Source organism: Brevundimonas intermedia (assembly GCF_027922165.1).
GTDB lineage: Bacteria > Pseudomonadota > Alphaproteobacteria > Caulobacterales > Caulobacteraceae > Brevundimonas > Brevundimonas intermedia.
The window spans coordinates 55,821-68,717 of the sequence record NZ_BSFD01000003.1 but is presented as its reverse complement, the minus strand read 5'-3'; the positions used below and the strand labels follow the sequence as shown (position 1 = coordinate 68,717).

General features: G+C 66.0%; 13 protein-coding genes. 6 read left to right on the top strand and 7 right to left on the bottom strand.

From position 1 onward, the window contains the following. Positions 1-173: 173 nt before the first annotated feature. Positions 174-839 carry a DUF1013 domain-containing protein gene (locus tag PKE72_RS07520; RefSeq protein ID WP_271164759.1) on the bottom strand — a complete coding sequence of 222 codons (666 nt, stop codon included), beginning with the start codon at positions 837-839 and terminating at the stop codon, positions 174-176. 220 nt (positions 840-1,059) lie between these two features. Here PKE72_RS07520 and PKE72_RS07515 point away from each other — a divergent pair, with 220 nt between their 5' ends. Continuing rightward, complete coding sequence (locus PKE72_RS07515; RefSeq protein ID WP_271164758.1) at positions 1,060-1,659, top strand: beta/gamma crystallin-related protein; 600 nt, start codon at positions 1,060-1,062, stop codon at positions 1,657-1,659. On the opposite strand, the gene PKE72_RS07510 is transcribed toward PKE72_RS07515, so the two are convergent. After that, complete coding sequence (locus tag PKE72_RS07510; protein ID WP_271164885.1) at positions 1,656-2,627, bottom strand: NAD(P)H-quinone oxidoreductase; 972 nt, start codon at positions 2,625-2,627, stop codon at positions 1,656-1,658. The genes PKE72_RS07515 and PKE72_RS07510 overlap by 4 nt on opposite strands. Before the next feature lie 64 nt (positions 2,628-2,691). Between PKE72_RS07510 and PKE72_RS07505 the strand changes: the two genes are divergently transcribed. Continuing rightward, on the top strand, positions 2,692-2,922 hold the full coding sequence (locus tag PKE72_RS07505; RefSeq protein ID WP_271164757.1) for a DUF1192 domain-containing protein: 231 nt from the start codon (positions 2,692-2,694) through the stop codon (positions 2,920-2,922). Positions 2,923-3,030: 108 nt separating this feature from the next. Beyond that, complete coding sequence (rcdA, locus tag PKE72_RS07500) at positions 3,031-3,546, top strand: protease adaptor protein RcdA (RefSeq protein WP_271164756.1); 516 nt, start codon at positions 3,031-3,033, stop codon at positions 3,544-3,546. 50 nt (positions 3,547-3,596) lie between these two features. Here the strand turns inward: rcdA and PKE72_RS07495 are convergent, their stop codons facing one another. Further along, a complete protein-coding gene (locus PKE72_RS07495; RefSeq protein WP_271164755.1) occupies positions 3,597-5,159 on the bottom strand; it encodes a L,D-transpeptidase family protein in 1,563 nt (520 codons plus the stop codon). Between the two features lie 165 nt (positions 5,160-5,324). Continuing rightward, positions 5,325-5,549, bottom strand: coding sequence for a 50S ribosomal protein L31 (rpmE, locus tag PKE72_RS07490; protein WP_271164754.1), 225 nt, complete (start codon positions 5,547-5,549; stop codon positions 5,325-5,327). Positions 5,550-5,685: 136 nt separating this feature from the next. On the opposite strand from rpmE, the gene PKE72_RS07485 reads away from it, so the two are divergent. The 3 genes from PKE72_RS07485 (at position 5,686) to PKE72_RS07475 (ending at position 9,098) form a co-directional block, all read left to right on the top strand. Beyond that, a complete protein-coding gene (locus PKE72_RS07485; protein ID WP_271164753.1) occupies positions 5,686-7,566 on the top strand; it encodes an ABC transporter transmembrane domain-containing protein in 1,881 nt (626 codons plus the stop codon). A 208-nt stretch (positions 7,567-7,774) separates the two neighbouring features. Beyond that, on the top strand, positions 7,775-8,095 hold the full coding sequence (locus PKE72_RS07480) for a hypothetical protein (RefSeq protein WP_271164752.1): 321 nt from the start codon (positions 7,775-7,777) through the stop codon (positions 8,093-8,095). 541 nt (positions 8,096-8,636) lie between these two features. After that, the gene (locus tag PKE72_RS07475; RefSeq protein ID WP_271164751.1) at positions 8,637-9,098 is read left to right on the top strand and encodes a hypothetical protein; all 462 of its coding nucleotides are present in this window, start codon (positions 8,637-8,639) and stop codon (positions 9,096-9,098) included. Between the two features lie 1,017 nt (positions 9,099-10,115). Here PKE72_RS07475 and PKE72_RS07470 read toward each other — a convergent pair. From PKE72_RS07470 to efp, 3 genes are all read right to left on the bottom strand, one after another. Continuing rightward, positions 10,116-11,153, bottom strand: a complete 1,038-nt coding sequence (locus PKE72_RS07470; RefSeq protein WP_271164750.1) for a glycerophosphodiester phosphodiesterase — start codon at positions 11,151-11,153, stop codon at positions 10,116-10,118. Positions 11,154-11,374: 221 nt separating this feature from the next. Continuing rightward, the gene (locus PKE72_RS07465) at positions 11,375-12,181 is read right to left on the bottom strand and encodes an inositol monophosphatase family protein (RefSeq protein WP_271164749.1); all 807 of its coding nucleotides are present in this window, start codon (positions 12,179-12,181) and stop codon (positions 11,375-11,377) included. A 112-nt stretch (positions 12,182-12,293) separates the two neighbouring features. Beyond that, positions 12,294-12,860 (bottom strand): elongation factor P, encoded by a 567-nt coding sequence (gene efp, locus PKE72_RS07460; RefSeq protein ID WP_271164748.1) that lies wholly within the window; start codon positions 12,858-12,860, stop codon positions 12,294-12,296. Positions 12,861-12,897: the final 37 nt, after the last annotated feature.

Below are 12,897 nucleotides of genomic sequence, written 5' to 3'. Positions count from 1 at the left end.
CCGTTTTTATTCTGTCTCCTCTCCATCGCGTAGCGATGGGGAGGTGGCCCGACGCGACTTCGCGTCGTGACGGAGGGGTTCTTCACCGCATCGCAGACGTTAGTGGGACTTTCAGAGCCCCTCCACCGCTTCGCGGTCCCCCTCCCCGCAGGGCGGGGAGGAGATGTTCATTCTCAGTCCTTCGTCCCGAACACCGACTCCGCCGTCGGTTCCGCGCCGGGACGCTGGCGGGCTTCCGGCACGAACTCGGGTTCGGCCTCGACCTCCTCGACGGGCTGCAGGGTGCCGCCGCCCTTCTTCAGGTCGTCCTTGGTCTTCTTGTCGGCGGCCTTCTTGACGATCTCGTCCAGCGCCAGTTGACCGACCAGGCCCAGGGTCACGGGATCGACCGGCTTGATGTTGGCGCTGTTCCAATGGGTGCGGTTACGCACGCTCTCAATGGTGGATTTGGTGGTTCCCAGCATCTTGGCGATCTGGGCGTCGGTCACCTCGGGGTGGTTGCGCACGAACCAGGCGATGGCGTCCGGGCGGTCCTGGCGACGCGAGACCGGGGTGTATTTGGGCGCAGGCTTGGCCGACTTCATCAGTTCGGCGTGACGGCTGACGATGGCCTTCAGGCGATAGGTCTCGTCGGCCTGGGCCTTGTCCAGTTCCTCGCGGGTCAGTTGGCCGCCTGTGACGGGGTCGACGCCGCGGATGTCGCGGGCCACGTCGCCGTCGGCGATGCCGCGCACTTCCAGCGGATGCAGGCCGCAGAAGTCGGCGATCTGCTCGAAGCTGAGGGAGGTGTTGTCGACCAGCCAGACCGCAGTGGCCTTCGGCATCAGAATGTCGCTCATGGGGCGTTCGTCCCGGAATGGTGGGGCCGCCGAATAGGGGTTCGGCTGGCGTTGGATACGACGGCGCCCGGCCTTTCGACCGGGCGCTTATGGTTTCGATATAGGCCTATTCGCCTGAAAAGAAAACGCCGCCGAACAATCACGTACAGCCAAGGTTCATGTGCGCTGCGGCAACCTTCGCGTTAATAGAGGCTTTCGCCTTTGGGAGAGGAGAAACATCATGTCCATTCTGCTTGGGGCCGCCATGGCCGCAGCCCTGGCTTCGGGCCAGGACGTCACCGCTCAGCGTGTCGCGCCGCGCGGCGGTTACGCCCGGTCCTGCACCGAGGCCTACACGAACCGGGGCCGGCTTTACGCCGACTGCCGCGATATGCGCGGCCAGATTCGCGGCACCTCGATCGAGCTGGCGCGCTGCGGCGATGAGGAAATCAACAACGATAACGGCCTGCTGGTGTGCGGCCGGTTCCGCGGCGACTATGAAGACCGCCAGCCCGGACGCCCAGGCAACGGCGGCGGTTGGGGGTCCGGCAATGGCGACGGCGGTTGGGGCGGTGGTCGGTCCTCGATCATCGTCTACGAGGATTCCAACTATCGCGGCGCCTCGCGCGAGTTCACCAGCGAGGACCGCAATCTGGGCAACACCCCCTTCAACGACCGGATCAGCTCGATCCGCGTGCGCGGTCGTTGGGAGATCTGCACGGACGCCCAGTTCGGCGGTCGCTGCCGCATCATCGACGGCGACGCCCGCAACCTGAACAGCACGGGCTTCAACGACAATATCTCGTCGTTGCGTCCGGTGCGGGGCGGCGGCCGCTACTAGGCCGTCAGCACGAACTTGCCGACGTGGTCGCCCGCCTCCAGCGCGCGATGCGCGTCTGCGGCGCGCCCCAGCGGGAAGGTCGCCTGCACCGGCGGCCTGACCGCGCCTGACGCCACCCAAGGCCAGACCGTCGCCTCCACGGCGGCGGTCAGCCGGGCCTTCTCGTCCGCCGGGCGGCTGCGAAGCGTCGAGCCGGTCAGCACCAGCCGCTTCAGCATGATCCGCATCAGATCGACCTCGACCTTCGATCCCGACAGCGAGGCGATGACCACCCATCGCCCGCCGGGGTTCAGCGCCTTCAGGTTCAGATCAGCGTAGTCGCGCCCCACCATGTCCAGCAGAACGTCGGCGCCGCCCGCCTCGGCGATGGCGGCGGCCAGATCGTCCGTCTTGGCGTCCAGGCTGACGTCGGCGCCCAGGGCCTTGGCGGCCGCGGCCTTGTCGGCCCCGCGCGAGGTGGCGATCACCTTGGCCCCTGCGGCCTTGGCCATCTGGATCGCGGTCACCCCGATGCCGCTGGTCGCTCCGTGGATCAGCAGGGTCTGACCGGCTTTCAGCCCGCCCGCCTCGAACACATTGGCGAAGACGGTGAAGACCGTCTCGGGCAGGACCGCCGCCTGGGCATAGTCCAGACCGTCCGGGATCGGCAGCACATGCCGGGCGTCCACCACGACCCGCTCGGCATAACCGCCCCCGCCCAGCAGGGCGCAGACCCGGTCGCCGACGGCCCAGCGCCCCACGCCTTCGCCCACCGCCTCGATCTCGCCGGCGACTTCCAGCCCCAGAATGTCTGACGCCCCCGGCGGCGGGGGGTATCCACCGTTTCGTTGCAACAGGTCGGGCCGGTTGATCCCCGCCGCGTGAACCCGAATCGTCACCCGGCCGGCGCCGGCTGCGGGGTCGGGCCGTTCTGCGATCCGCAGCGCCTCGGCCGGTCCTGAACCGCCCTCGATCTCGATGACCCGCATGTCGCCTCCGCTTGCAATCGTCCGTATCCGGGCGTTCAGATAGGCGTCCCGGCCGCGTGCGGCCATGACTAGACGCAGAAAGGCGACGACGATGTTCGAGGACCTCGAGCCCCGCCCCCGGCGCGGAGACGCCCTGAACGCCCTGGGCCGCGAAGATCTGGACGCCTATTCGATCGAGGATCTGCAGGAACGGATTCAGGCTCTGGACGATGAAATCCGTCGCGCCCGCGCCGCCATAGACTCCAAGACGGCCAAGAAGAGCGCCGCTGACGCCCTGTTCAACTTCCGCTCATGAATCGCGCCCGCGCCAAATCCATGGCATGACGGTTGCAGTCGGCACGACAAAGGCCGCGTCTTGGCCCAAAGTCGTAACGAGCGTCCAATTCTCATGATGATGTCCACCATGACCCTGAGCGACAACCAGAGCACGGGCTCCACGCCAGACCGGGCCCGCGTTGTTCGGGACTTTTCCCGCTCGGAGCTGTTCGACCGCACCTTCCGCGAGGGCATGGACCTTGTCGAGGATACGGCCGCCTATCTGGACGGCGAAGGCCGCCGCGACTCCAAGATGCTGTCGCGCAGCGCCGCCCTGGCCTATGCGGCCGAGAGCATGAAGCTGACGACGCGCCTGATGCAGATCGCCTCCTGGCTGCTGGTCCAGCGGGCCGTGCGCGAGGACGACATGACGCCGGAAGCCGCCTGCGAGCCGCGCTATCGCCTCAATGACCGCAAGATCGAGAGCGAGCCCAGCCACGCCGAACTGCCGATCGCCCTGGTCGAATATCTGGTCCGGTCCGAGAAACTGTTCGACCGCACCCTGTACCTCGACCGCCGCATGTACCTGGACGCCCAGGAGGAGCAGCCGCAGAACCCGGTGCTCAGCCAGCACGGCCTGCTGGAAGCCGCGTTCAAGATCTGAAGCCAACCATTTCTCCCTCCCTCCCGCAGGGGGAGGGAAGGATTGTTGCCCTACGGCCCGACGTCGTTGGCGTCGCGGCGGCCGTCGTCCACCGGCTTGGGCAGGCTGACGGCGATGCCCAGGGCCTGGGCCAGCTTGTCGTCCCGGCCATAGACGTCTTCGCGGAACGCCACCCGGCCTTGACCGTCGACGAAGGCCGTCCAGTACAGCAGCCGCACGGTGATCTCCCGGCCCGTCGTCACCCGCGTGGTCTCGCGGCTGTCCTGGGCCGTGTCGAACTCGGACAGTTTGACGGGGTCGGGCGACAGCAGCAGCCGCGCGAACTCGACCGCGTTCTGCACCCGCACGCAGCCGTGGCTGCGCTGACGCATCGACAGATTGAAGGCCGCCTTCGACGGCGTGTCGTGCAGGAAGATGGCGTAGCTGTCGCGCAGTTCGAACTTCACATAGCCCAGGGCCGACTTGGGCCCCGCGCGTTGAATCACGGTTCCGTCCCGAACGAACATGTCGTTGGCGGCCAGATAGGCGGGCCCCTTGGGCAGGATCTCGCGACGCGCGATTCCGGCCGGCACATACCAGGGCGGATTGGCGACCACCGAGGCGAAGGGCTTCTCCAGGCTGGGGGTCTGGTTCTCCGCCGATCCGACCACGACCCGGTTGGAGTGGACCGGCTTGCCGTCCTTCCAGTAGACCATGATGGCGGCGGCGGTGTTGACCTCGATCCGCTCCGGCGCGACGTCGCGCTTCAGCCAGCGACGGCGTTCCAGGTTCAGCGCGATCTGGCGGGCGCGATCCTCGGCCGAGGCCGACAGCGACCGCTGGGTCCCCGTTCCGATCCGTCCGTCGGCCCCCAGGCCGTGCCGGACCTGGAAGCCCTGGACCGCCCGTTGCAGTTCGGCGCCATAGGTCAGGCCCTGCGCCTTCAGTCGCGCCCCGTCCGCCGCCGTCAGGTCGCCTTCCGCCGTCAGTCGGTCGATCAGCGCCGGAATGCGGCGATCGCTCATGTTCGGTTCGATGGTAGGCCCGACCGGGAAGGCCGGCCAGCCGCCCTGCGCCGCCAGACGACGATAGCGGACATAGCCGGCCGACAGGTTCTGATAGCCGATGTCGGTCGGGGCCAGCCCCTCGAACCAGTCCAGCAGGACATTGCGCGCCAGGGCGTCGCTCATGCCGCGCGGCAGATCGACCCGGTTCTTCTGCATCTCCCACAGGTCTTCGACCGTCTCGGGCCGAACCTTGCCCTCGGCCAGGATCCGGCCATAGGCCAGGGCCGCGGCGGTGGCGCGCAGGTCCGACGAGGCGGGGTCGGCGGCCAGGCCGACGAAGTCGAAATAGTCCCCGCCCGACAGGCCGTGGCGCTCGGCCCGGCCCGCAACGGCGTTCAGCGCCCGCATCCGCTCGGCGTTCCACACCGGCCGCCAGCCGTTCATTTCATAGAAGGCGCGGACATCGGCCTGCTGAGTCTCGGGCAGGCGGGAAATCTGGTCGTTGAAACTGTTGTAGAAGGCGGTCGCCTGCGGTCCGCGCTGCACGGTCACCTGCTGTGCGCGCGCTGTTGAGGCGAGGGCCATGGCCGCCGTCGCGACGCCCAGACCCATTTCCCGTCTATTCATAACCTGTCCGCTTCTCGATGGGTCGATCCCCGTGAATCGACGCCGGTACTGCCGTATCCGAACGCCGTCTACGTTACCGGCGTTCCGGGCAAACAAAAAGCGCCGGTCATCCGACCGGCGCTCTTCGTGATCCGATTGCCGCGATGTGTCGCAGCCAGGACGCGCTTACTTCTTGATGAAGCCGGCGAACTTGTTGTTGAAGCGCGAAACGCGACCGCCACGGTCCATCAGATGGGCGTTGCCGCCGGTCCAGGCCGGGTGGGTGGTCGGGTCGATGTCCAGGTTCAGCGTGTCGCCTTCCTTACCGTAGGTCGAACGGGTCTGGTAGGAAGTGCCGTCGGTCATCACCACATTGATGAAGTGGTAATCGGGGTGCGTGTCCGCTTTCATGGTCGTCGTCCGGTCTCTGGCGCGATGACGATGCCGACCGTCGCTGCGCATGAAATTGAGAATCCCGCCGAAAGATTCAGCGGGAAAGAGCGGGGCGTTTACACCGGGGGGCGTTCCGGGGCAAGAGGCGGGCGCAATGACCGATCAAACCGCCGCCTCCGCCCGTTCCGCCGCTGTTCCGGGGCGCGCTTCCGGCGTCGGAACGGCTGAAGGCCGCCCCAGCGCCGGCGCCCTGTTGATGGAGCAGATGTCCGAGGCGGGCGAGAAACGCGCCAAACGCCGCGACATTCGCCCCCTGGCCCGGCTGATTCCCTATGCCCTGCGCCACAAGGGTCATGCCCTGATGGCGGTCTTCTGGCTGCTGCTGTCCACCACCGCGTCTCTCGGACTGACGGTCCTCGCCCGCGGCGCCATCGATCACGGCTTCGAGGCTGGGGGCGCCAATCTGAACCTGTGGTTCCTGCTGCTGGGCGCCAACGCCCTGTTCCTGGGCCTGGCCACCGCCGCCCGCTATTTCTACGTCACTCGCACGGGCGAGCGCGTCATCGCCGATGTGCGCAAGGGGCTGTTCGGCCGCATCCTGACCCTGGACCCATCCTTCTACGCCCAGATGCGCACCGGCGAGGTGCTGTCGCGTTTGACCACCGACATCGCCCTGGTCGAGACCCTGATGACCACCTCGGTCTCCTATGCGCTGCGCAACTTCCTGACCCTGATCGGCGGGGTGATCCTGCTGTTCTTCGTCAGTCCGAAACTGACGGGCTTCGTCCTGCTGATCGTGCCCTTCCTGCTGGGCCCGATCTTCATCTTCGGCCGCCGGGTGCGCAAACTGACCGTCGCCTCCCAGGACCGGTTCGCCAACGCTGTTGGTTTCGCCGGCGAGAGCGTGGACGCCATCGAGACGGTCCAGGCCTTCGGCCGGGAACGCAGCGCCATCGCCCGCTTCGGCGCGGCGGTCGAGGACGCCTTCTCCGCTTCGCTCACTCGGATGCGGGCGCGGGCCTGGATGACCGCCCTGATCATCATCGTCATGTTCGGCGGCGTCACCCTGGTGCTGTGGCTGGGGGCCCAGGACGTGGTCGCCGGGACGATGTCGCCGGGCGCCCTTCTTCAGTTCGTGCTGCTGTCAGTGTTCGCCGCCGGCGCCGTGGGCGCCCTGGGCGAAAGCTGGGGCGATGTGCAAAAGGCCGCCGGCGCCATGGAGCGGATCGAGGAACTGATGCGGGCCACCCCGGACATCGCCCCCCCGGCCCAGCCCACGCCCCTGCCGTCGCCGCCGCGCGGCGAGGTGTCCATGTCCGCCGTCGGCTTCTCCTATCCCGGCCGTCCTGACCTGCCGGCCCTGAAGGGGTTCAGCCTGACCGTGCGGCCGGGCGAGACCGTCGCCCTGGTCGGTCCGTCCGGCGCCGGCAAGTCGACCGTCTTCCGTCTTCTGCTGCGCTTCTATGATCCCCAGACCGGCGTGGTCTCGGTCGACGGCGTCGATGTGCGCCAGGCCGATCCCGTCGCCGTGCGCGACCGGTTCGCCTGGGTGTCGCAGGAGACGCCGCTGTTCTCGGGCTCGGCATTGGAAAACATCCGCTTCGGCCGCGAGACCGCCACCCTGGATGAGGCCCGCGCCGTCGCCGACAAGGCCCAGGCCCTGGGCTTCATCGACGCCCTGCCGGAAGGCTTCGACACCCCGCTGGGCGAACGCGGCAAGAGCCTGTCGGGCGGCCAGCGCCAGCGTCTGGCCATCGCCCGGGCCCTGGTCCGCGACGCCCCCATCCTGCTGCTGGACGAGGCCACCAGCGCCCTGGACGCCGAAAGCGAACGCCTGGTCCAGATCGCCCTCGACCAGGCCATGGAAGAACGCACCACCCTGGTCATCGCCCACCGCCTGGCCACGGTCCTCCGCGCCGACCGCATCGTCGTCATGGACGACGGCCGCGTGGTGGAGGAGGGGACGCACGACCAACTGGTGGCGAAGGGCGGGCTCTATGCGCGTCTGGCGGAACTTCAGTTCAGGGCCGGTTGAGGCTTCCACCTTCCGTCCTCGGTCCCGCCGTCGCCTTCCGTCTTCCTCGCACCCTCCTTCATCCTCGGGCGGGGTATTCACCGGAACCGACAATGGCTGGCGGCGGCAATCTGAACGTCCGCTTGTCGGTCAGAAGCCAAGGCGCGCTTTCGACCCGTTGCGGACCTTTGCTGGCAGACCCAAACTCTTCGGAATGTGGGAGGCCGAAATGAAGCCAAGCAACGGCACTTTGCTAGCCAATTTACTGATCGTTTTCACACTCGCAGGATGTGAGCGAGCGGCGACAATCTCAGAGCCGAAGTCTCGCGCGACATTGGCCCGCTACTACGGGGACAGGGTCACCGTCCGCCAAGAGATTTCAGCAAATGGCGTGGTCTGCGGCTACGCGTATGTGCCCGATGCCATAACCGATTTCGCTTTCCTGGTTGAGGACAGCTCGCTCTCACTTTTCTCCGATCATCCTGAACGCTTTGATCGGTGTGGACCGGAGTTCGTCACTCCCCGGCTGGTAGGCCCCGTAGCCGATTAGAATCGCCCCACGCACCGAGCTCCGATGCGCGCTAACCACCCGTTGCTGACATTCTAGACAGCCTACATACTCATCCTATGTCTGCCCCATACCATTGGCCCCATGCTTGCTTTGCGTGCCGCAAGTCTTGGAAGCTCGCTGAGCGCTCTAACGCGAAGTGCCCAGAGTGTGGAGATCCGTTGCACTGGATGGGTCGCGCTTTCAAAGCGCCGAAGAAGACCGACAAGGAGCAGTGGAACAAGGTTAACTCCTTGTGGGGTGCCGGGTATCGCTTCATCAACCATGAAGGTTGGAGGGCGGTGGTCCCCTATCCAGAGCGGCTGACGGAGGTAGCGGCTTTTATCCGTGACAACCCAGACCACCCCTTCCGGGTGAAAGTCTAAACGACCGCTTCCCACCCTATCGGAAGTCCGCAACGTCCGCTCCTGGCAATGGCAACCGATGTCCGCTTTCGGGAAGTGAGCCAACTTCGCAAATCGACCCATTGCTGACACTAAAGTCGGCCAAAGTCTCGGTGCCCAACTCAATTCAAGGAGTCGCCATGCCCGCCGCTCGTCCCGTGCTAACAGCCGCGGTCGCATTTCTGGGGCTGACCTCTATCCCGGCTATTGCTCAAGACGCGACCACGCAGAGGCAAGCCCACTATCAGACGCGGCTCAACGGTCTCACGGCCGGTGACGTGAGTGAGTTGGCCGTGCTGCTCAAGGCAGCTCAGCAGGCGTTGAGGGAAGACAAGGGTGTAAGCTTCGAGCTCTTGTCCGGCGCCCCGGCGTCGTACCCCATGATCGCGACATCCCCACGCGACGCTTTTCTCGCGGTCGACTTTGATAACCCTTTCGAAGCCGAACGTCTGCCGGCGCCTAACAGCAACTGGAACCCATATAGGCTAACGCTGCTGCCGAACGGTCCTGGCGCATTGCTATGGGATGTAGAGGTAATTCTCGATGGCGCCGGAGCTCTCGCGCGGGTCGAGATGCTCTATCGGGCGCCCCATCCATTCTGAACATCGGATCGAAGATTGGGCCAGTAGACGGCCAGGCTTTTCTGTCCGCTTCCCACCCCTAGCTGAACTTAAGGGCGTCCACTCGCCGGCGCACAGGCCAACTTCCGTTGTGGGAAGCCATGCCTATTTTGCAAACCGACCCATTGAGGACGTACCGGACTCGGTGGAAAGGTCTTCATATGGCGAAGGCAAAGGTCGGTATTGGCGCGTTCGTATTTTTCCTGACGGCTGGCTGTCAGCCTGCTGAACCGACAGCCTCTTGCGGCGTAAACTTTTGCCTGCCGGATGGACTGACGTTTGCAGATGTCCAAGCCTACAATGGGACGTTCATTTACGTGGCTCTTCCCGGCGACGGCACCGGGATCATCATCGCGGAGACAAATGAGCAAGACTGGCCGCTGGGAGGGGGATCTGTCGCCAAAAGCGCCAACGGAACGCCGCTCCCGCTAGCTATCAACAAGGACGCAAGGTTTATCCCTTCAACGATACAAGGCGATGTGCCAGGGGCTGCGGTAGAGATGCACTTCTTGGGAAGCCCGTCCCCCCATGTCAGGCTGACTGGCTTCTGCGAGTCTAGTTCCTCGTGTGTCGTCGCCGACTTCGCGAAAAACCTGAGGCCACGCTAGTTCCGCTTTCCACCCCAAACCGACCTTCGGGATGTCCGCCTTCTGCGCCAGCGACCGGCTTTGTCGGTAGCGGTCTATCCCCCTCATTTCAGGGCTTGACCCGAGGATGACGGGGGAAGGGGAGGTCCAACCCGCCAGCGCTCCCAATTTTTCCGTCGAATAACTGACTTTTCAATGTCTTGGCGTCCGAAAACGCCGCTCAAGTCAGCACGCCCCAAAACCGTGAGATACTGTCGGCACGGTCTTTGAAAACCAAATCCCCGCTCAGTCCCGCGCCGCCTGAAAATTGCACTCTTTTGCACATTGCACCGCTTTTTCCGGCCTGTGCAATTCCATCGCGCCCGCGAAGAATGGACGAAAATAGACTCATTTTTTTCGCAGTGGATTGAGTCTATTCCTCAGCCGCCCCCTGTCGCGCCAGGGCCGGAAAGTCGCTGAACATCGCGTCCACGCCGGCCTCGGCGAAGGCGGCGGCGTATCCCGCCATGTCGCCGTGCTCCGCAAGACCTTCGCCCCGCCGCCGCTCGACGGGCAGGAAGGCGTTCTCGGCCCTCAGGGTCCAGATCACCACCTTCAGCCCCGCCGCATGGGCCTCCGCGACCAGGGCGCTGGGCGCGGTCGTGCGGCCCTCGGCGTCACGCGGCAGGACCAGGGTCATCTCGGGCGCGACCCAGTCGGCATAGCCGGCCATGGCCTTCAGGCCCTGCGGCGTGATCATCTGGGCATAGGTCACGTCCGGCCGGTCCGCCGGGCCGCCCGTGCTGCTGACCAACTGAGCCAGGGGCGCGTCGATCCGCGTCGCCAACCGCTCCAGCGGCCCCACCTCGAAACACTGGACGATGATCGGGGCGTCGGCGCCGGTCAGCCCCAGCCGCTCCAGTTCGGCGACGAACCCGTCCTCCATCGGCAGGCCGATCCCGGCGAAATAGGTCGGATGCTTCAACTCGGGCGCCACCGCGATGGTCCGCCCGGTCCGCACCGAGGCCTCGCGGGCGATGGCGACCACCTCGTCGAAGGTCAGGATCGCCTCTTGCCCGTCATAGGCGGCGCTGCCGGGCCTGAAGGCGGGCAGCCGCTCCTTGGCCCGCAGCGTCTTCAGCTCGGCCAGGGTGAAGTCCTCGGTGAACCACCCCGTGGTCGCGACGCCGTCGATGGTCTTGGTGGTCTTGCGATCCGCGAACTCCGGTCGCTCGCCCACATCGGTCGTGCCGCCGATCTCGTTCTCGTGCCGGTCGATGAAGACCCCGTCCTTCGACAGCACCAGGTCCGGCTCGATCACATCGGCCCCCTGTTCGATCGCCAGTTCATAGGCCGCCCCCGTATGCTCCGGCCGTTCGCCCGAGGCCCCGCGATGGGCGATGATCAGCGGCTGGGCCACGGCAGGCGTTCCGGTCAGCAGGACAAGGGCGGTGACGATGGCGCGGATCATGCCCCTTGGATAGGGCGGCCGCGCGACAAGCGAATGACGACGGCGTTTCTCCCTCCCCCTGCGGGGGAGGGGGGCGAAGCGCAGCGGAGCCGGGTGGGCCGGGCCGAGCGACGTCCCACAGACCTGATCGCCTCAGTCCGTGCGCCCTGGCCTTGCCGTCCCCACCCCGTCGCTTCGCGACGCCCCTCCCCGGTCGGGGAGGGAGAGGCGGCTGTACGGCCTCAGGACGCCTGAAGCACCTTGCGCAGCTGCGGATGGAGCTCGCTGTTGCTGGCCAGGATCGACACGCCCGTCTTGGGATCGCCGTCCGCCTCGATGGTCGTCACCGACCCCCCGGCCTCGGTGACGAACAGGATGCCCGCCGCCACGTCCCAGGGCTTCAGGCCGCGCTCATAGAAGGCGTCATAGCGGCCGGCCGCGACCCAGGCGAAGTCCAGGGCGGCCGAGCCCAGGCGGCGGATGCCGGCGACGCGCTGGCCGATGGCGTGGATGTCCTTGATGGCCTGGGCGTGGCCCGACTTGCCGATGAAGGGCAGGCCGGTGGCGATCAGGCTCTCCGACAGGTCGCGCCGACCGGCGACGCGGATCCGCTGGTCGTTCAGATAGCAGCCCTTGCCCTTCTCGGCCCAGAACAGCTCGTTCATGACGGGGTTGTAGGTCACCCCCGCGACGATCTCGCTCGACCCGTCGGGCGCGCGCCGCTCCAGCCCCACCGTGATGGCGAAGTGGGGCATGGCGTGCATGAAGTTGGTCGTGCCGTCGATCGGATCGACGATCCAGGTGTGGGACTTGTCCGTTCCCTCGATCATGCCGCGTTCCTCGCCCAGGAAGCCATAGCCGGGGCGGGCCTTCATCAGCAGTTCGTACAGGGTGTCTTCGGCCTTCAGATCGGCCGCCGTGACGAAGTCGCCGGGCCCCTTCCTCGACACCTGAAGCTGGGAGACTTCACCGAAGTCGCGCAGCATGGGGCGGGCGGTCTTGCGCACCGCGTCGAGCATGACTTGGAGCAGGGCGGAAGCGAGGGCCATCGGCGGATCTCCTGGTCCGCATGTCCTGAAAAGGCCCCTTCTGTGGGGCCCGGACATGCGGAGAAGTTCAAGAAGGGAACCGACCCTGGACCAGGGCCGGCCTTGGTGGGTCTTAGTCGGCGCGGCGGACGTATTCGCCGCTGGTCGTGTCGACGATGATGCGCTCACCCGCCGACATGTAAGGCGGGATCATGATCCGCACGCCGTTCGAGGCGATGGCGGGCTTATAGGAGGACGAGGCCGTCTGACCCTTCACGGTCGGCTCGGTCTCGGCGACTTCCAGCACGACCTGATCCGGCAGCTCCAGGCCGATCGGACGCTCTTCGTGCATCTCGATGATGACCTTCATGCCCTCTTGCAGATAGGGAATACGGTCCTCGCCGACCCAGTCCTTTTGCAGCTCGATCTGTTCGTAGGTGGCGTCGTCCATGAAGACCAGGCTGTCGCCGTTGTCGAACAGATAGGAGAAGTCCTTCTGCTCCAGCGTCACGCGCTCGACCTTGTCTTCCGACCGGAAGCGTTCGTTCAGCTTGTTGCCGGTCTCGAGGTTCTTGGCTTCGACGTTGGCGAAGGCGCCGCCCTTGCCGGGCTTGACGTGGCTGGCCTTGGTGACGACCCACAGGCCGCCATTGTGCTGCAGGACCATGCCGGGCTTGATGGTGTTGCCGTTGATCTTCATGGGGTCACATCGGGAATGGAGTTGCGCCCACGCGTCC